The organism is Acidovorax sp. 99 (genome assembly GCF_003096455.1).
Taxonomy (GTDB): Bacteria; Pseudomonadota; Gammaproteobacteria; order Burkholderiales; family Burkholderiaceae_C; genus Acidovorax; species Acidovorax delafieldii.
The window spans coordinates 3,392,766-3,411,079 of sequence record NZ_QEKU01000001.1 but is presented as its reverse complement, the minus strand read 5'-3'; the positions used below and the strand labels follow the sequence as shown (position 1 = coordinate 3,411,079).

Genomic DNA, 18,314 nt, shown 5'->3' with positions numbered 1-18,314 from the left:
AAACGCGCAACTGCTTAGCGGCCAGAGCGTTCGCACGATTTCCCGCACCCCATCATCGGTCCGTCACGCCAGCAGGCGTGACGACTTCGGCACGTGCGCCATCAAGAACTCCATCTGATCGGCCAGGATGCGCCGGTTGCGCAAGATGAAGTCCTCCCACAGGCTCGGCACATAGGGCGCATACAGCAGCGGCATGTGCGCCTGCTCTGGCGTGCGGGGGCCCTTGCGGTGGTTGCAGGGGCGGCAGGCCGTGACCACGTTCATCCAGTGGTCCTGGCCGTTGCGGGCGAAGGGCACGATGTGTTCGCGCGTCAGGCCCTCTTCGTGAAAGTGCCCGCCGCAGTAGGCACACACATTGCGGTCGCGGGCAAAGAGCTTGCTGTTGGTCAGGCTGGGCTTGAGCTCGAACGGATTGATGCTGGGCACGCCCTTGGTGCCGATGATGCTGTTGATGGCGATCACCGATTGCTCACCCGAGATGGCGTTGTGCCCGCCCCGGAACCGGGCAATCTGGGCACCAGACTCCCAGCGCACTTCCCCGGCGGCGTAATGAATGACCGCCTGCTCCAGCGAAATCCACGATTGGGGCAGCCCTTGGGCTGACAGCTTCAAGACCTTCAAAACACGCCTCCTGGAACACAAAGTACACAAGGATCGGAACGCAGATGTCTCGCGGGCAGCCCTGCGCGGGGCCAGCCGTGGGTCACAATATACTCCGTTTTCATGACAAATTGGCGTCCTGCGCTTATTGCGCTTGCACAGACCGCTATCAAAAAGATAACAAACCGATGAAGATCTTTCGCGGCTTCCACCACCCTGGCATTGCCAATGCCTGTGCGCTGACCATCGGCAATTTCGATGGTGTACACAGGGGCCACCAGGCCATGCTGGCCCTGCTGAACAGCGAGGCCGCTCACCGGGGGGTGGAAAGCTGCGTGCTGACTTTCGAGCCGCACCCGAGGGACTACTTTGCAGGGGTTCACAACAAGCCGGAACTCGCCCCCGCGCGTGTGGGCACGCTGCGCGACAAGCTGACCGAACTGGCACGCTGCGGTGTGCAGCAGACCGTGGTGCTGCCTTTTGACGCCCGGCTGGCCGCCCAGTCGCCCGAAGCTTTCATCGACGAGGTGTTGGTGCGCGGCGTGGGTGCCCGCTACGTGCTGGTGGGCGACGATTTCCGCTTTGGCCGCCAGCGAGCGGGCGACTACGCCATGCTGGACGCGGCCGGGCAAGCCAAGGGGTTCGACGTAGCGCGCATGAACAGCTACGAGGTGCACGGCCTGCGCGTGTCCAGTTCCGCCGTGCGCCAGGCACTGGCGGCGGGCGACATGGAGGCGGCCGCACGCCTGCTGGGGAGGCCCTACACCATCAGCGGCCATGTGGTGCATGGCCGCAAGCTGGGGCGCGAACTGGGCGCTACGGCGGAAGGCGCGGGCGACGGTTTTCGCACCCTCAACCTGCGGTTTGCGCACTGGAAACCCGCCGCCAGCGGCATCTTTGCCGTAGTGGTCCATGGTCTCGCTGGCGAGCCCTTGCCGGGTGTGGCCAACCTGGGCGTGCGCCCCTCCCTGGACCCCAATGACGTGAACGGCGGCCGCGTGCTGCTGGAAACCCATTGCCTGCACTGGCCTGCGGAACTGGGTGCCGAAGGGGCGTACGGTAAAATCGTGCGTGTGGAACTACTGCACAAACTGCACGACGAACTGAAGTACGACAGTCTGGACGCCCTGACGACGGGTATCGCGAAAGACTGTGCGGATGCGCGCGCCTACTTTGCATCGGCCCACGCCGCTCCCAACCACACCGAGACCCGGCGCCAGACCACGCGCGACCGAATTTAGGGGGCTGCCTGCGCAGCGCCTGCCCTGCAGGCACTACACCTCCCGCGTTTCGCTCCCTGTTTCCCCGCATTGCTCCGGGCCTGCCCCCGAATGCCCCGTTTTAAGGCTCCTTCATGTCCGACAACGCCAGTACCCCCGCATCCACCGCCACGGACTACCGCAGCACGCTGAACCTGCCCGACACCCCCTTCCCCATGCGCGGCGACCTGCCCAAGCGCGAGCCGGGCTGGGTGAAGGACTGGGAAGACCAAGGCATCTACAAGCGCCTGCGCGACGCCCGCCGGGGCGCCCCCAAGTTCATCCTGCACGACGGCCCGCCCTACGCCAACGGCCAGATCCACATGGGCCACGCGGTCAACAAGATCCTCAAGGACATGATCACCAAGGCGCGCCAGCTCGAAGGCTTTGACGCGCTGTACGTGCCCGGCTGGGACTGCCACGGCCTGCCGATCGAAAACGCCATCGAAAAAAAGCACGGCCGCAACCTGAGCCGCGACGACATGCAGGCCAAGAGCCGCGCGTTCGCCACCGAGCAGATCGCACAGCAGATGGTGGACTTCAAGCGCCTGGGCGTGCTGGGCGAATGGGACAACCCCTACAAGACCATGAACCCCGCCAACGAGGCAGGCGAAATCCGCGCCTTCAAGCGCGTGATGGAGCGTGGCTTCGTGTACCGAGGCCTCAAGCCCGTGTACTGGTGTTTTGACTGCGGCTCTTCGCTGGCCGAGTTCGAGATCGAATACCAGGACAAGAAGAGCACCACGCTGGACGTGGCCTTCAAGTCGCACGACCCCGCCAAGCTGGCAGCCGCCTTTGGCCTGCCCGCGCTGGCAAAGGACGCCTTCGTCGTCATCTGGACCACCACCGCCTGGACCATCCCCGCCAACCAGGCGCTGAATCTGAACCCCGAGATCACCTACGCGCTGGTGGACGCGGGTGAACGCATCCTGCTCGTGGCCGAGCCGCTGGTGGCCTCGTGCCTGGAGCGCTACGGCCTCACCGGCAGCGTGCTGGCCACCACCCTGGGCAAGAACCTGGGCGGCCTGGAATTTGAGCACCCGCTGTACGACGTGGCCAACGAAGACGGCAGCTTCGGCTACCGCCGCCTGTCGCCCGTGTACCTGGCCGACTACGCCACGGCCGACGACGGCACGGGTATCGTGCACTCCTCGCCCGCCTACGGTCTGGAAGACTTCAACTCCTGCCGCGCGCATGGCATGGCGCTCGACGACATCCTGAACCCCGTGCAGGGGAACGGCACCTACGCGGCCGACTTCCCGCTGTTCGGCGGCCAGCACATCTGGAAGGCCGTGCCTGTGATCATCGAAGCCTTGCGCAACGCAGGCCGCCTGATGACCACCAAGGACATCACACACAGCTACCCGCACTGCTGGCGCCACAAGACGCCGGTGATCTACCGCGCCGCCGCACAGTGGTTCGTGCGCATGGACGAGGGCGAAGGCGTGTTCACCCAGCCCGGCATGAAGCCCGCCAAGACGCTGCGCCAGATCGCCCTGGATGCCATCGAGCACACCAGTTTCTACCCCGAGAACGGCAAGGCCCGCCTGCACGACATGATCGCCGGGCGGCCGGACTGGTGCATTTCACGCCAGCGCAGCTGGGGCGTGCCCATCCCGTTCTTCCTGCACAAGGATTCGGGCGAGCTGCACCCGCGGACCATGGAAATCATGGACCAGGCCGCCGACATCGTGGAAAAGGGTGGTATCGAGGCCTGGAGCCGCGTGACGACCGAAGAGATTCTGGGCGCCGAAGACGCGCCGCATTACACCAAGAGCACCGACATCCTGGAAGTGTGGTTCGACTCCGGGTCCACCTTCAGCCATGTGCTGCGCGGCACGCACCCCGAGGTGCACCATGACACCGGCCCTGAGGCCGACCTGTACCTGGAAGGCCATGACCAGCACCGCGGCTGGTTCCATAGCTCGCTGCTGCTGGCATCCGCGCTGGAAGGCCGCGCGCCGTATCGCGGCCTGTTGACCCACGGCTTCACCGTGGACAGCCAGGGCCGCAAGATGAGCAAGTCGCTGGGCAATGGCATCGACCCGCAGGAGATCAACAAGAAGCTGGGCGCCGAGATCATCCGCCTGTGGGTGGCCGCCAGCGACTACTCGGGCGACATCGCGGGCGACGAGAAGATCCTCGCGCGTGTGGTGGACGCCTACCGCCGCATCCGCAACACGCTGCGCTTCCTGCTCGCCAACGTGAGCGACTTCGACCCGGCCAAGGATGCCGTGCCGTTTGACCAGATGCTCGAGATCGACCACTACGCACTCACGCGCGCGTCCGAGTTCCAGGCCGAGGTGCTGGCGCACTACAAGGTGTACGAGTTCCACCCCGTGGTCGCCAAGCTGCAGCTGTACTGCTCGGAAGACCTGGGCGGCTTTTACCTCGACGTACTCAAGGACCGCCTGTACACCACGGCGCCCAAGAGCCTGGCGCGCCGCAGTGCGCAGACGGCGCTCTACAACATCACGCACGCCATGCTGCGCTGGATGGCGCCGTTCCTGTCGTTCACGGCCGAAGAGGCGTGGAAGGTCTTTGGCAGCTCCGACTCCATCTTCCTGGAGACCTACGGCAACGTGGCGGGCGTGGGTGCGGGTGCCGACGAAGGCCTGTTGGCCAAGTGGGCGCGCATCCGCGAGATCCGCGATGCGGTGAACAAGGAGATCGAAGCGCTGCGCGCCGCCGGCCAGGTCGGCTCGTCGCTGCAGGCCACCGTCACCCTCACGGCTGCGCCGGAGGACCACGCACTGCTGGCCAGCCTGGGCGATGACCTGAAATTCGTGTTCATCACATCCGCTATCGATTTGGTAGCTGGTAGCGCTTTGCAGATCAGCGTCAAGCCCAGCTCCGACGCGAAGTGCGAGCGCTGCTGGCACTACCGCAGTGATGTGGGCAGCGATGCCGCCCATCCCACCATCTGCGGCCGCTGCACCAGCAACCTCCACGGCGACGGCGAAAGCCGGGCGCACGCGTGATGGCGCGCACAGCACAGGCCGGACGCACCGGCGCGGGCATGTGGCCGTGGCTGGCGTGGGCGGTGTTTCTTCTGGGCGCCGACCAGATCACCAAGACGCTGATCCTCAACCACTACCAGCTGGGCGACTCCACGTTCATCACCAGCTTCTTCAACATCGTGCGCGCGCACAACACTGGCGCAGCGTTCTCGTTCCTGTCGGACGCGGGCGGCTGGCAGCGCTGGCTGTTCACCGGCATCGGCGCGGCGGCCACGATCTTCATCGTGTGGCAGCTGCGCGCGCACCCGGGCCAGAAGCTGTTCAGCTTTGCGCTGTCCAGCATCCTCGGCGGAGCGGTGGGTAACGTGGTGGACCGGCTCATGCACGGCTATGTGGTGGACTTCTTGCAGTTCCACTACGCGGGCTGGTACTTCCCGTCCTTCAACCTGGCGGACTCGGCCATCACCGTGGGTGCGGCCTGCCTGATCCTGGACGAGCTGCTGCGGGTACGGCGGGAGCGCTGAGGCCACGCTGGCTTTACCCCCTGAACGGCCCGCTGCATGCGGGCCGTGCTGTTTGTGCACAGCAACGCACCCAGCGCCGACATGGGCATCTGCTCCAGCGCTATGGAATCAGGAGTATGCTTATGTGTCAGTTTTATGACAGCCCGGTGTGCGCGGTTCTTGCATTGGCCCCTGGGTCTGGTCATCGCAGGGCTTGCGCCCATCACAAGAAGAAGAAACAACGGTTTTCATGAAGCATCTCCTCAATCTCCTGGCAGCCGTGGCGCTGCTGATCTGGGGCACCCACCTGGTGCGCACCGGCATCCTGCGCGTGTTCGGCGCCAACCTGCGCCAGCTGATTGCGCACAGCGTCAGCAGCCGGTTTACTGCCGTGCTCTCCGGCATTGGCGTGACGGCGGTGGTGCAGTCCAGCACGGCCACCGCGCTCATCGTGTCGTCCTTTGTGGGCCAGGGCCTGGTGGGCCTGCCTGCGGCGCTGGCCGTGATGCTGGGCGCCGACGTGGGCACCAGCGTGATGGCCGTGGTGTTCTCCATGGACCTGTCGTGGCTGTCGCCCCTGTTCATCTTTGTGGGCGTGGTGCTGTTCATCTCGCGCAAGGACACCGCCGTGGGCCGCGTGGGTCGGGTGCTGATCGGCCTGGGGCTGATGCTGCTGGCGCTGCGCCTCATCACCGAATCGACCACGGTGCTCACCCAGTCGCCCACCGTGCGCACGCTGCTGGGAGCGCTCACCAGCGATTTGTTGCTGGAGATCTTTACCGGCGCCATCCTGGCCATCGTGGCGTATTCCAGCCTCGCCACCGTGCTGCTCACAGCAGCGCTGGCGGGCTCGGGCGGTATTCCGGCCGATGTGGCGCTGGGACTGGTGCTGGGCGCCAATCTGGGCAGCGGCGTGCTCGCCGTGTTGACCACCATGAAGTCCAACGTGCAGACACGCCAGGTGCCCCTGGGCAACCTGTTCTTCAAGATCATTGGCGTGCTCATCATGACGCCGCTTACCGGCCTGTGGCTGCAGCATGTGCGGCCCTACGTGCCTGAAACCGCCGCCCTGGTCGTGCTGTTCCACCTGGCCTTCAACATCGTGGTGGGCATCGTCTGCATTGGCCTGACAGGTACGGTGGCGCGGGCCGTGCAGCGCCTGCTGCCGGTGGAAAAGGCGCAGGCTGCCGCAGGCACCCGCCCCCAGCATCTGGACCCCTCCGCCCTGGCCACGCCATCGCTCGCCATCTCATGCGCGGCGCGCGAAGCCCTGCACCAGGCCGACGTGGTCGAATCGATGCTGCTGGGCCTGCACAAGGTGATCCGCACCGACGACCTGCAATTGGCGGAAGACCTGCGCAAGCTCGACGACGAGGTGGACGGCCTGTATTCGGCCATCAAGTACTACATGACCAAGATCTCGCGCGAGGCGCTGGACGAACGCGAGGGCCGCCGCTGGGCCGACATCATCAGCTTCACCATCAACATGGAGCAGATCGGCGACATCATCGAACGGGTGCTGATCGACATCGAGGACAAGAAGATCAAGAAGGGCCGCCAGTTCTCCGAGGCGGGCATGGAAGAGATCAACGAGCTGCACGCCCGCCTGATCGACAACCTGCGGCTGGCCATGAGCGTGTTCTTGAACGGCAGCGTGCGCGACGCACAAAAGCTGCTCGAAGAAAAAGCGCGCTTTCGCGACCTGGAACACGCCTATTCGGCCACCCACCTGGCACGCCTGTCAGACAACACCGTGCAGAGCATCGAGACCAGTTCACTGCACATCGACCTGATCAGCGAGCTCAAGCGCATCAACTCGCTGCTGTGCTCGGTGGCCTACCCCATCCTGGAATCGGCCGGTGCCCTGGCGCCCAGCCGCCTGCGCGCGCTCAACGAACAAAGTTGAAGCCTTTGGGGCTGCAGGCGCATATTTTCCATGCGCTTTCAGCTACACAAAAGATAGCAAGCTAGCGTCTACGCACTGCGCCGCGCATAGCGCTGCGCCAGCACCGCACACACCATCAGCTGCATCTGGTGGAACACCATGATGGGCAGCACGATGGCGCCCACCGCGTGCGACGCAAACAGCACCTTGGCCATGGGCACACCGCTGGCCAGGCTCTTCTTGGAGCCGCAGAACACCAGGGTGATTTCGTCCTCCTTGGAGAACCCCATGCGCCGCGCAACCCAGGTGGTGGTCACCAGCGCCAGGGTCAGCAGCACGGCGCACACAACTACCAGGCCCAGCAGCGCAGACGCTGGCAGCTGCCGCCACAGCCCCTCGACCACCGCAGCGCTGAAGGCGGTGAACACCACCAGCAGGATGGAGCCCTGGTCCACCAGCTTGAGCGCTGCCGCCCGGCGCTGCACAAAACCGCCAATCCACGGACGCAGCAGGTGGCCCGCCACAAAGGGCACCAGCAGCTGCAAGGTGATGCGGCCGATGTTGGCCAGCGTGTCATGCTGCGCAGTGCCTGCCTGCTGCTGCGCCTCGGGCAGCAACAGGCCCACCAGCAGCGGTGTGATCACAATGCCCAGCAGGGTCGATGCCGACGCGCTGCAGATGGCCGCCGGCATGTTGCCGCGCGCCATGGCCGTGAACGCAATGGCCGACTGCACCGTGGCTGGCAGCACGCACAGGTACAGGATGCCGGTGTAAAGCCCAGGCGTGACCAGCGGCAGCAGCACCGGCCGCAGCGCCCAGCCCAGCAGCGGGAACAGCACAAACGTGGTGCCCACGACCACCAGGTGCAGCCGCCAGTGCGAGAGCCCCGCCACGATGGCATCCCGCGAGAGCTTGGCCCCGTGCAAGAAGAACAGCAGCGCCACCGCGGCCACGGTGATCCCCTCCAGCGCCTGGGCCGCCACGCCCGATGCGGGCAACACGCTGGCGAGGGTGACGGTGCCCAGCAAGGCCAGGGTGAAGTTGTCAGGGAGAAAACGGGAACGGGCCATGGGTGACAGCGCAGCGGCAGCGCAAAAAATGCAAAGGGACATGGGGTACACAAACCCCAAAGACACGCATTGGACCGCAGCCTGATTCCAAAGAGAAATGGATTTCTCTGATGGATTTATGATTCGAGCGCATGAATATCACCCTGCGCCAGCTGCACGTGTTTCAGTCGGTGGCCGCCACCCGCAACTTCAGCCGCACCGGCGATGCGGTGGGACTGACCCAACCGGCCGTGAGCCGCTGCATCACCGAGCTGGAAGCCCAGCTGGGCCTGAAGCTGCTCAACCGCACCACGCGCGAAGTGACGCTGACCGATGCGGGCCAGCGCCTGTCGGCACGCCTGCCACGTGTGCTGGAGGAGCTGGAGAACACGCTGCTGGACGTGCGGGAACTGGCCACCGAGCGGCGCGGCCGCGTGCGTGTGGCCAGCAGCCCCACGCTGTCGGCCAACCTCATGCCCGACTGCATCGCCGACTGCCAGCGCACCCTGCCTGCGCTGGAGCTGGTGCTGCTGGACCGCATCCAGAGCGCAGTGCTGACCAGTGTGCTGTCGGGCGAGGTGGACTTTGGCGTGGTCATCGACCCCAGCGAGCGCGAGGCGCTGCACTGCGAGACCATCCTCACCGAACCCTTTTGCTTGGCCTGCCCGCCCGACCACCGGCTGGCGGGCAAACGCCAGGTGCGCTGGACCGACCTGCAGGGCGAAGCGCTGGTGCTGCTGGACCACGAATCCGGCAGCCGCCGACTGATCGACCGCGCCCTGGCCGAGCACGGCGTGACCTGCACGGTGGCTCAGGAGGTGGGCCACCCCACCACCATCTTCCGCATGCTGGACGCAGGCCTGGGCATCTCGGTGATCCCCACCCTGGCGCTCCCGCCAGAAGGCCTGACACGGCTGGCGGTGCGCCCCCTGGTGCCGCGCGTGGACCGCGAGATCATGCTGGTACACCGGAGGCACCGCGCGCTCTCGCCTGTGGCGCAGGCGGCGTGGGATCTGGTAAAGACGGTGGCGGTGCAGCGCAATGGCACGCAGGTTCTTAGTAACAAAGGCCGTTGAAAAAACTCCCAACGTATCTGCATGGGCGTCTCCAGCTGCTCAATAAATCGCAGCCTCCCACACCCATCCGATTCAGCGGACTAGCCGGCCGATGCGGAGCTGCCTAGTCCCTCAACAAGATACCGCTCCAACCCCACCACCAGCGCATCGAACGTGTGCCTGCAACGCGGGCTGGTGCGCAGGTCCTCGTGCATCACCACCCAGGTCTCCAGCCCGTATTGGAGCTGCTGCGACAGCACCCGCACCAGCGCGGGGGCGCTGCGGCGGGCCAGTGCGTCCTGGCAGATGCCTATGCCGGCGCCAGCGCGGATGAAGGCGAGTTGCGCCACATCGCTGTCGCTGCGCACGGCAAACCGGTCTCGCCGCCACGCGGGCAGGGCCTTTTGCGCCGCGCGCAGAAACGGGGTTTCGGCATCGAAGCCAATCAGGCGGTGGTGCGCCAGCTCCGCCAGGGTGGCGGGCGTGCCATGGGCGGCGATGTAGCTCGGATGGGCGTAAAGCCCCAGCGGGATGGTGCCCACGCGGCGGGCGATGAGCGCGTCCTGCCGGGGTTCGGTCATGCGGATGGCGATGTCGGCCTCGCGCTGCAGCAGGTCGTGCACGCGGTTGCTCAGCACCAGCTCCACCGTCAACGCAGGGTGCTCGGCCTGCAACTGTGCAAGAAGGGGCGGCAGCACCTCGACCCCCATCACCTCGCTGGCGCTCACGCGCACCGTGCCGCGCACGCCGTCGCCCTGGCTGTCAGCCGCGCGCACCAGGGCTGCCGCAGAGTGGCCCATGGCTTCGGCGTAGCTGCGCAGGGCCAACGCGGCCTCGGTGGGCAGCAGGCCCTGCTGAGAGCGCGTGAAGAGCACCAGCCCCAGGGCCTGCTCCAGCGCGGCAATGTGGCGGCCCACGGTGGGCTGCGTCACCCCCAGGGCCCGCGCGGCGCCGGACAAGGAGCCCTCTCGCAGCACGCCGAGGTACGAACGGTACAGCTCCCAGCCAATGTCATGGCGATCCGGTTGGTCCATACATAAATGTATAGCCACCCACTCATTTTCAGCAATTCCATTGAATCGCTGGGGCGCAGACACTGCCTCCATCCATAGTTTTTGAAGGAGCATCGCGATGAGCAACAACCCCAACAACCCCATCGGCAGCCGCCCCAAGGTACTGGTTCTGGGCGCCACCGGCGGCATTGGCGGCGAGGTGGCGCGCCAGCTGCGTGACCGGGGGTGGGAGGTGGTGGCACTGCACCGCAACGCTGCGCAGGCCAGAGAACAGCGCGACGGGTTCACCTGGGTTCGGGGCGACGCGATGACCCTCGCCGATGTGATGGCCGCCGCCACGGGCTGCCAGGTGATCGTGCATGCGGTCAACCCGCCCGGCTACCGGCGCTGGAGCGAGCTGGTGCTGCCGATGATCGACAACACGATTACAGCAGCCCGGGCGCACGGCGCCACGGTGGTGCTGCCAGGCACCGTCTACAACTACGGGCCGGATGCCTTCCCGGTGCTGCACGAAGACGCCCCCCAACACCCCCGCACGCGCAAGGGCGCCCTGCGGGTGGAGCTGGAGCGCCGCCTGCAGCAAGCCACCGAGCCACGCCCGCTGGAGGCAGCATGCCGTGTGATCATCGTGCGCGCGGGCGACTTCTTTGGCCCGCTGGCGGGCAACAGCTGGTTTGCGCAGGGCCTGGTCCAGCCAGGACGACCGGTGACCACGGTGAAGCAGCCAGGCGCACCCGGCATCGGGCACCAGTGGTCGTACCTGCCCGACGTGGCGCGCGCCATGGTGCTGCTGCTGGAGCGGCGCGCCGAGCTGCCCGCGTTTGCCCACTTTCACCTGGCCGGGCATTGGGATGCCGACGGCACGCAGATGGCGGCCGCCATTGGCCGTGCAGTGGTGGCGCAGGGCGGCCAAGCGCCGCGCGTGCAGGCGTTTCCCTGGTGGCTGGTCACGCTGGCCTCGCCGTTCGTGACCACCTTGCGGGAGATGCGCGAGATGCGCTACCTGTGGCAGCAGCCCGTGCGCATGGCCAACGACCGGCTGCGGGCGGTGCTGGGCGAGGAGCCTCACACCCCGCTGGACGAGGCAGTGCAGGCCACCTTGCAGGGTCTGGGCTGCCTGCCCTCCAGCGCCGGCCACAGCGGCAGCCCTCACGCTGCACGGGCAACTACACCCCCAGAAACCCCGCAATCACCAGCCCGGCTTCCAGCGTGAACGCCCCCTGGGCGACCCGCTCCCGGACCACCTCCAGTGGCAGCAGGTCAAAACGCTCGACCTCGCCGTCCTGGTTGTCGGGCTCCATGCCCTGAGGCACCTGGGCGCGGAACCAGTCGATGCGCTCGACCATGAAGCCCGCGCCACCGCCCTCGCGGCTGGGGCGGCTGAACAGCACCTGGCCCCCGTGAGCCACGTCGGCCAATGCCTCCACCCGCAAACCGGCCTCTTCCCAGGTTTCGCGGGCCAGGGCCTGCGGCAGAGAGTCGGCAGCGGAGACCATGCCACCCATCAGCGTGTCCCACAGCCCGGGGTTGTTGGGTTTGGTCAGGGAGCGCTTTTGCACCCACATGCGCCCGTCAGGCGCCAGGCCCACCAGGTGCACGGCGCGGGTGGCCACGCCCAGTACGCGCACCGCCCCGCGCTCCACGGTGCCGATGACCTCGCCCGCCGGGTTGGTGACCGCCAACTGCTCATCACGCCAGGGGCCACACAGGCCCGCATCGCGCAGCGCGGCGGCCAGGGTGTTGAGGGCATCCGTGGTGTCGGTGGGCGATGCCTGCAAATGCCAAGCAAGGCCCTGAGAATGCTCTGCTTCTGATAGCTGGTAGCGCTTATTTATCAAGCGCTTCGGGCTGATTTGGCTGAAAAACCCGGGCGCTACCGAGCCCACCACCTGCCCCGCCACCACCAGGGGCTGGCGCGGCTGGGCCGGTGGCTGCAGCGCCGCCTGGCGTGCCCCTGCCAGCCACTGGTCGAAGGTGGGCGCCTGTGCAGCCGTGTTCACAGCGTGAGAATGGTGCAGCCGGTGGTCTTGCGTGCTTCCAGGTCGCGGTGGGCCTGCTGCACATCGGCCAGCGGGTAGCGCTGGTCGATGTGGATCTTGACCTGTCCGCTGGCGACCACGGCAAACAGGTCGTCCGCCATGGCTTGCGTGGCCTCGCGCGTGGCGATGTGGGTGAACAGTGTCTGACGCGTGACGTACAGCGAGCCTTTGGCGCCCAGGCTGCCGGGCGCAAACGGCGCCACCGGGCCCGACGCGTTGCCGAAGCTGGCCATCAAACCGAAGGGGCGCAGGCATTCGAGCGACTTGTCCCAGGTGTCCTTGCCCACCGAGTCATACACCACCTTCACGCCCTTGCCGCCGGTGATCTCCTTCACGCGCGCCGCAAAGTCCTCGGTGCTGTAGTTGATGGCATGCGCCGCGCCGTTGGCCAGGGCCAGCTGGCACTTGGCATCGGACCCCGCCGTGCCGATGAGCTGCAGGCGGAGCGCCTTGGCCCATTGGCAGGCGATGAGGCCCACACCGCCCGCTGCGGCATGGAACAGCACATGGTCGCCAGGCTGCAGGCCTTCCACAGGCCGAGTTTTCTTGAGCAGGTATTGCGCCGTCAGGCCCTTGAGCATCATGGCCGCGCCAGTCTCAAAACTGATCGCATCGGGCAGCTTGCACACGCATTTGGCGGGCATCACGCGCACTTCGCAGTAGGCGCCGGGAGGATTGCTGGCATAGGCGGCGCGGTCGCCCACCTTCAGGTGCGTGACGCCCTCACCCACCGCCTCGATCACGCCCGCGCCTTCCATGCCGATGGTGGCGGGCATGCTCAAGGGGTACAGGCCGGTGCGGTGGTACACGTCGATGAAGTTCAGGCCGATGGCGTGGTGGCGGATGCGGACCTCACCGGGGCCAGGCTCGCCCACAGGGACGTCAACGATGTGGAGTTCTTCGGGACCACCGTGCTGGCGGATCTGGACGGCAAGGCTCATGGCTAACGTCTCCTCAAACAAAAAAGGGGGGGATGTCTCAACGGCGGCCATCCTGCCACGAATCGCACGCGGTTGCCGACGGCCCTTGCAGCACCGGTGCGTGCTGGGGCCTTGTGCCCCGGGCGCAGCAGGGCCCGGGCTGCACCGTTACAGTGCAGCCCCATGACTCAAAAAATCACACCCGGCACGGCCGTGCTGCTGGTGATCCCGCCCCTGCTGTGGGCCGGCAACGCTGTGGTGGGGCGGCTGGTCCATGACCTGATTCCCCCCATCACCCTGAACTTCATCCGCTGGGTGCTGGCCTTTGCCATCTTGCTGCCCCTGGCCCATGGCGTGCTGCGCACAAACAGCCCGCTGTGGCCGCACTGGCGCCGCTATGCGCTGCTGGGCCTGCTGGGCATCGGGGCCTACAACGCGCTGCAGTACATGGCGCTGCAGACCTCCACCCCCATCAATGTGACGCTGGTGGGCTCCAGCATGCCGGTCTGGATGCTGGCCGTGGGCGCGCTGTTCTTCGGCGCGGCCGTCACGCGGCGCCAGGTGCTGGGCGCGCTGCTGTCGGTGTGTGGTGTGCTGCTGGTGCTGAGCCGGGGCGAGTGGTCGCAGCTGCTGGCCTTCCGCCTGGTGCCGGGTGATTTGTTCATGCTGCTGGCCACCATCTCCTGGGCGTTCTACAGCTGGCTGCTGTCGCGCACCAGCGAGCCCACCAGCATCCGCGGCGACTGGGCTGCGTTTTTGATGGCACAGATGGTGTTTGGACTGGCCTGGTCGGGCAGCTTTGCGGGGGCCGAATGGGCCAGCGGGCGCACGCACATCGCATGGGGATGGCCGCTGATAGCCGCCCTGGCCTTCATTGCTGTGGGACCTGCGGTGCTGGCCTACCGCTGCTGGGGGGTGGGCGTGCAACGCGCCGGGCCCGCAGCCGCCGGGTTTTTCATCAACCTCACGCCGCTGTTTGCCGGGGTGCTCTCGGCGGCCTTTCTGGGCGACACGCCCAGGGCGTTCCATGCCGTGGCGTTCGCGCTGATCGTGGGTGGCATTGTGGTGTCGTCACGGCGTTGACGGATGCAATTTTGGGTCCAAACCGGCGGTAGCGCAGGTATTGATTGCCCCAATTGCTACACAAAGAGTAGCAAACGGCGCGGCCTTTCTGGGCCCATCAACCCGGGGCAGTGACCGTGGTGGCCGACTCCATCAACGCCTCCAGGTCCATCACCGGGGTGGGCCGCCCCAGCAGATAGCCCTGGAAGTACACACAGCCGTGCCGGGCCAGGAAGTCCTTCTGTGCCTCGGTTTCCACCCCTTCGGCAATCACATCCAGCTCCAGGTTGCGTGCCATGCCCAGAATGGTCTGGACGATCACATCGTCGGTGTGCCGCACCCCCAGGTTGCGCACAAAGGACTGGTCGATCTTGAGCTGGTCCAGCGGCAGCCGCGTGAGATACGCCAGCGATGAATAGCCGGTGCCAAAGTCGTCCACCGAAAAGCGCACGCCCTTGGTCTTGAGCATGCCGATCTTGGCGATGGTGTCGTCCACGTTGTCCAGCACCAGCGATTCGGTGAGTTCGAGCTTGAGCAGGTGCGGCTTGGCGCCCGTCTCGCGCAGCACCTCCACCACCCGGGCCACAAAGTCGCGCTGGCGGAACTGCCGCGCACTCACGTTGACCGACACCTGCAGGTGCCGGTACCGCTCGTCCCCCTGCCAGGCCGCCAGTTGCTCGCAGGCCGTGCGCAGCACCCAGTGGCCCATGGGCACGATGAGTTCGCTTTCTTCGGCCACGCCTATGAACTCGCCGGGCGCAACCAGCCCGCGCTCGGGGTGCTGCCACCGGATCAGGGCCTCAGCGCCCACCATGCGGCCATCCAGGTGGAACTGCGGCTGGTAGTGCAGCACAAACTGCCGCGCCGTGAGCGCCATCTGCAGGTCGGTCTCCAGCTGCGCGCGCATGCTGATGACGATCTGCATCTGGGGGTCAAAAAAGCACAGCGCGTTGCGCCCTTGCGATTTGACCTGGTACATGGCGATGTCCGCCTCTTTCAGCAGGTCCACCGACGACTGCAGGCTGCCGCCCATCAGCGTGGCGCCAATGCTGGGCGTGCTGTGGTGCGCGTTGCCCCCCAGCGTGTAGGGCACATTCAGTTTGCGCAGAATCTTCTCGCCCACCCGGCGCGCCTGGGCGGCGGCTTCATCACGGTGCACCGACAGGTCGCTGAGCATGACCACGAATTCGTCGCCCCCCAGGCGCGCCACCGTGTCCTCGCGCCGCACGCAGGTCTTCAGACGCTGGGCCACCTGGCGCAGCAGCATGTCGCCCACTTCGTGGCCCCGCGTGTCGTTCAGGGTCTTGAAGTGGTCCAGGTCCAGGAACAACAAGGCGCCGTACTGCCCGCTGCGCACGCTGGCGGCAATGGCTTGCTGCATGCGGTCCATCAACAGACGGCGGTTGGGCAGGTTGGTCAGCGGGTCGTAAAAGGCCAGGCTCTCAATCTCCGTGCTGGCCTTGCGCAGCGCAGTCACGTCGTGGTAGCTGATGACGAGGCCGCCATCGGGCGTGGCGCGTTCGGTGATCTGGATGGTGCTGCCGTTGGCGTACGACTGTTCACGCGGCTCCGGCTGGTGCTTTTGCCTCTCCAGGCGCTGGCTCACCCACCGCTTGCGCTCATCGTCGGACAGGCGGGGCACATGGTGCTCCACCGTGGCCTCCAGCACCGTTCGGAACGGAATGAGGGGTGTGATCACGCCCTGCAGCCACGGGAGAATCGTCTCCAGCTGGCGGTTCCACTGCACCACCCGATGCTGGCTGTCCAATAGCAAGAAGCCGCTCACCATGGACTCCAGCGCCTGGTCCAGCGTGGCCTTGGACTGCGCGATGGCCAGGCGGGCCTGGGACATCCGGTCCACATAGCGCAGCGCCAGCACCCCCGCCGCAAAGATCATGGCGATGAACAGCGCGGTGGTCAGTGCAATGGCATCGCGCTGGTCGCGCCAGCCGGCGAGCGCCGCATCCAGCGGAATGCTGGCCGCGATGCGCAAGTCCTGGTACAGGATGGGCCGGAACACCACCAGCGATGGCTCGCCGGTCAATCGCGCAGGGGCCTGCCAGGCCATTCCCCGGTCGACCAAATCTCCGATGGGCGGCGTGATGGTGGGCGCGGTCACGTCTTCGCGGTTGGGCACGCTCAGCAGCAGTTGCCCGGTGGCGCGCTCCAGCGTGACCTGCAGGCCGCTGATGTCCACGCCCTGTACCAGCACCGAGCTGAGGGCCGACACCGGCAGCTCGGCCACAGCCACCACCCGCGAGCTGTCCGCCATGCGCAGGTGGCGAGCGAAGTACAACACTTTCTCGGAACTGGCAAAGCTCACCACCGGCGCGCTGACCATCAGGGTGGATACAGGTTGCTCCAGCACGCTCTCCAGAAAACCGGCCGGCAGTTGCACCAACAGGCTGGCGCCTGCGGGGTCGGACGACGCCAACGCCTTGCCCGTGCTGTCGAGCACCGCCACGTAGCGCACCATGAGGTTCTGCCGCGCCGCCCCCCGCAGCCGCTGGCTGGCCGTATCGGCATCCAGCCACTTGGGCATGGCATTGGACAGTCCCAGCAGCTCGTCCATGCTGGCCAGCAGCACGTCCACGGCCAGCAGCGAGCGGTTGAGTGCCGCCTCTGCGCCCGCCACGAAGCGGGTGGCCTGGGCCTCGCTATCGGCCAGCGCGGCCTGGCGGGCATTCCACGCCAGGGTACCGGCCACCGCCACCACGGCCGCCACAAACACTGCAGCGCCCGCCCAGACATAGGCCTTGATGCGCGAAGGTGCGGCGGACTCTGTCATTTCGCAGGCGCTGCCTGCAGCCCACGCGCTGGCCCGATGGTCTGGTTCCAGACCTGCGCGCAGCGAGCGCCGCAACGCTGCACCCAGCGCGGCAACACGGTGGATTCAAGGATCTCCTGGCGGCTGCGCTCATCCTGGGGCGACACGGGCACCACCACCATGCTGCCCTTGGTGCCAGCGCTGCAGGTGGGGGCACCCCGGTTGCAAGCCAGCCCGTCGGCAGTTTCACGCTCGGACTCGGCCCAGATGGCGGCTTCCAGACGGGGCAGTTCGCGCTTGAGCAGCGTGCGCAGGTCGGCCGGCAGCGCCGCCCAGGCGGCCTGGTTGGCACCGAACACGGCAAGCCCCCAGGTCACCGGCAGGGTGTGCACGTGGGTGGTGAGCGACGGCAGGCCAAGCATGTTGCCCGACATGGTGCCGGTAATGGCGCATTCGGTATTGCCCGCGGTCAAGCTCGGCACGATCTGCGAAAAACTGGTCAGCACGGGCACCCCGCCCAAGGCGCCCACAAAGTCGGCCTGGCTGGCCGACGACACACGCACGCGGCGGCCAGTGAGTTCGGCCAGCGTGCGCAGTGGCTTCTTGCAGAACACCACCTGCGCCGGGTACACATAGATGGCAAGTGCCTCGACACCATGCTGCTCACGCAACGCCTTTTCGAGGTAGGGGCGAAACGCCGCCAGCGTGGTCTTGAGCGTGGCAAGGTCGGGGTTCAGTCCGGCCAGGTCAGGCGCTGTGTATTCGGGGTATTGCGCGGTGAACGAACTCATCAGGGTGGTGCCAAAAGGAACCACGCCCAGCTGCAACAAACGCAGCATCTCGGCCCCAGGCACGCCGGCCCGGTCAAAGGGCACGATCTCTGCCTGGAAGCGCCCGGCGCTCAGGCGAGAAAGCTCCTTGGTCCAGAAGGGCTCTTCCTGCCGGACGTACTGGCTGATGCCGGCCAGACCGCCCACGATGCGCAACCGGTACGGAGCTGCCGCTGTGGTGCCCGCACCCACCGCGCTGGCCGCATCGGCGGCCTGCACAGCAGCCCCAACGCACAGCGCCAGACACAGCAGGGTGCAGTGGCGTTTCAGGCGCGGCAGAAAGGGAGTGTGGACAGATTGCATGGCGGCGGACAGTGGCAGGCGCTGGCCCGCAGTATTCCACCAATTATTCAGCGCTCCGGTAAAGCTGTC

Annotated in this window: 14 protein-coding genes; 7 read left to right on the top strand and 7 right to left on the bottom strand. The window is 66.5% G+C overall.

The window, feature by feature from the left end; genetic code table 11:
- Positions 1–63: 63 nt before the first annotated feature.
- The gene (locus tag C8C95_RS15880; RefSeq protein ID WP_116749205.1) at positions 64–621 is read right to left on the bottom strand and encodes an HNH endonuclease; all 558 of its coding nucleotides are present in this window, start codon (positions 619–621) and stop codon (positions 64–66) included.
- 167 nt (positions 622–788) lie between these two features.
- Here C8C95_RS15880 and C8C95_RS15875 point away from each other — a divergent pair, with 167 nt between their 5' ends.
- From C8C95_RS15875 to C8C95_RS15860, 4 genes are all read left to right on the top strand, one after another.
- Complete coding sequence (locus tag C8C95_RS15875) at positions 789–1,841, top strand: bifunctional riboflavin kinase/FAD synthetase (protein WP_116749204.1); 1,053 nt, start codon at positions 789–791, stop codon at positions 1,839–1,841.
- Positions 1,842–1,954: 113 nt separating this feature from the next.
- On the top strand, positions 1,955–4,840 hold the full coding sequence (ileS, locus tag C8C95_RS15870) for an isoleucine--tRNA ligase (protein WP_116749203.1): 2,886 nt from the start codon (positions 1,955–1,957) through the stop codon (positions 4,838–4,840).
- The gene (gene lspA, locus C8C95_RS15865) at positions 4,840–5,343 is read left to right on the top strand and encodes a signal peptidase II (RefSeq protein WP_056060982.1); all 504 of its coding nucleotides are present in this window, start codon (positions 4,840–4,842) and stop codon (positions 5,341–5,343) included. Before ileS ends, lspA begins: the two co-directional genes overlap by 1 nt.
- 229 nt (positions 5,344–5,572) lie before the next feature.
- A complete protein-coding gene (locus C8C95_RS15860; RefSeq protein ID WP_056747467.1) occupies positions 5,573–7,228 on the top strand; it encodes a Na/Pi cotransporter family protein in 1,656 nt (551 codons plus the stop codon).
- Positions 7,229–7,296: 68 nt separating this feature from the next.
- Here C8C95_RS15860 and C8C95_RS15855 read toward each other — a convergent pair whose 3' ends face one another.
- Positions 7,297–8,277, bottom strand: coding sequence for a bile acid:sodium symporter family protein (locus tag C8C95_RS15855; RefSeq protein ID WP_056062101.1), 981 nt, complete (start codon positions 8,275–8,277; stop codon positions 7,297–7,299).
- 131 nt (positions 8,278–8,408) lie between these two features.
- Between C8C95_RS15855 and C8C95_RS15850 the strand changes: the two genes are divergently transcribed.
- Positions 8,409–9,332 (top strand): LysR family transcriptional regulator, encoded by a 924-nt coding sequence (locus C8C95_RS15850; RefSeq protein ID WP_116749202.1) that lies wholly within the window; start codon positions 8,409–8,411, stop codon positions 9,330–9,332.
- A gap of 80 nt (positions 9,333–9,412) precedes the next feature.
- Here C8C95_RS15850 and C8C95_RS15845 read toward each other — a convergent pair whose 3' ends face one another.
- Complete coding sequence (locus tag C8C95_RS15845) at positions 9,413–10,345, bottom strand: LysR family transcriptional regulator (RefSeq protein ID WP_116749201.1); 933 nt, start codon at positions 10,343–10,345, stop codon at positions 9,413–9,415.
- Positions 10,346–10,442: 97 nt separating this feature from the next.
- On the opposite strand from C8C95_RS15845, the gene C8C95_RS15840 reads away from it, so the two are divergent.
- Positions 10,443–11,537, top strand: coding sequence for an SDR family oxidoreductase (locus tag C8C95_RS15840; RefSeq protein ID WP_116749200.1), 1,095 nt, complete (start codon positions 10,443–10,445; stop codon positions 11,535–11,537).
- Here C8C95_RS15840 and C8C95_RS15835 read toward each other — a convergent pair.
- Both C8C95_RS15835 and C8C95_RS15830 read right to left on the bottom strand, forming a co-directional pair.
- Positions 11,491–12,324 (bottom strand): DUF4743 domain-containing protein, encoded by an 834-nt coding sequence (locus C8C95_RS15835; RefSeq protein WP_116749199.1) that lies wholly within the window; start codon positions 12,322–12,324, stop codon positions 11,491–11,493. The two genes, C8C95_RS15840 and C8C95_RS15835, sit on opposite strands and share 47 nt — an antisense overlap.
- Positions 12,321–13,304, bottom strand: coding sequence for a quinone oxidoreductase (locus C8C95_RS15830; protein ID WP_116749198.1), 984 nt, complete (start codon positions 13,302–13,304; stop codon positions 12,321–12,323). The genes C8C95_RS15835 and C8C95_RS15830 overlap by 4 nt, the downstream gene beginning before the upstream one ends.
- 162 nt (positions 13,305–13,466) lie before the next feature.
- Here C8C95_RS15830 and C8C95_RS15825 point away from each other — a divergent pair, with 162 nt between their 5' ends.
- Positions 13,467–14,366 (top strand): DMT family transporter, encoded by a 900-nt coding sequence (locus C8C95_RS15825; protein WP_116749197.1) that lies wholly within the window; start codon positions 13,467–13,469, stop codon positions 14,364–14,366.
- Between the two features lie 97 nt (positions 14,367–14,463).
- On the opposite strand, the gene C8C95_RS15820 is transcribed toward C8C95_RS15825, so the two are convergent.
- Entirely contained in the window at positions 14,464–17,133 is a 2,670-nt protein-coding gene (locus C8C95_RS15820; RefSeq protein ID WP_116750310.1) for an EAL domain-containing protein, read from the bottom strand.
- Entirely contained in the window at positions 17,130–18,245 is a 1,116-nt protein-coding gene (locus tag C8C95_RS15815; protein WP_116749196.1) for a TRAP transporter substrate-binding protein, read from the bottom strand. Before C8C95_RS15815 ends, C8C95_RS15820 begins: the two co-directional genes overlap by 4 nt.
- Positions 18,246–18,314 lie beyond the last annotated feature (69 nt).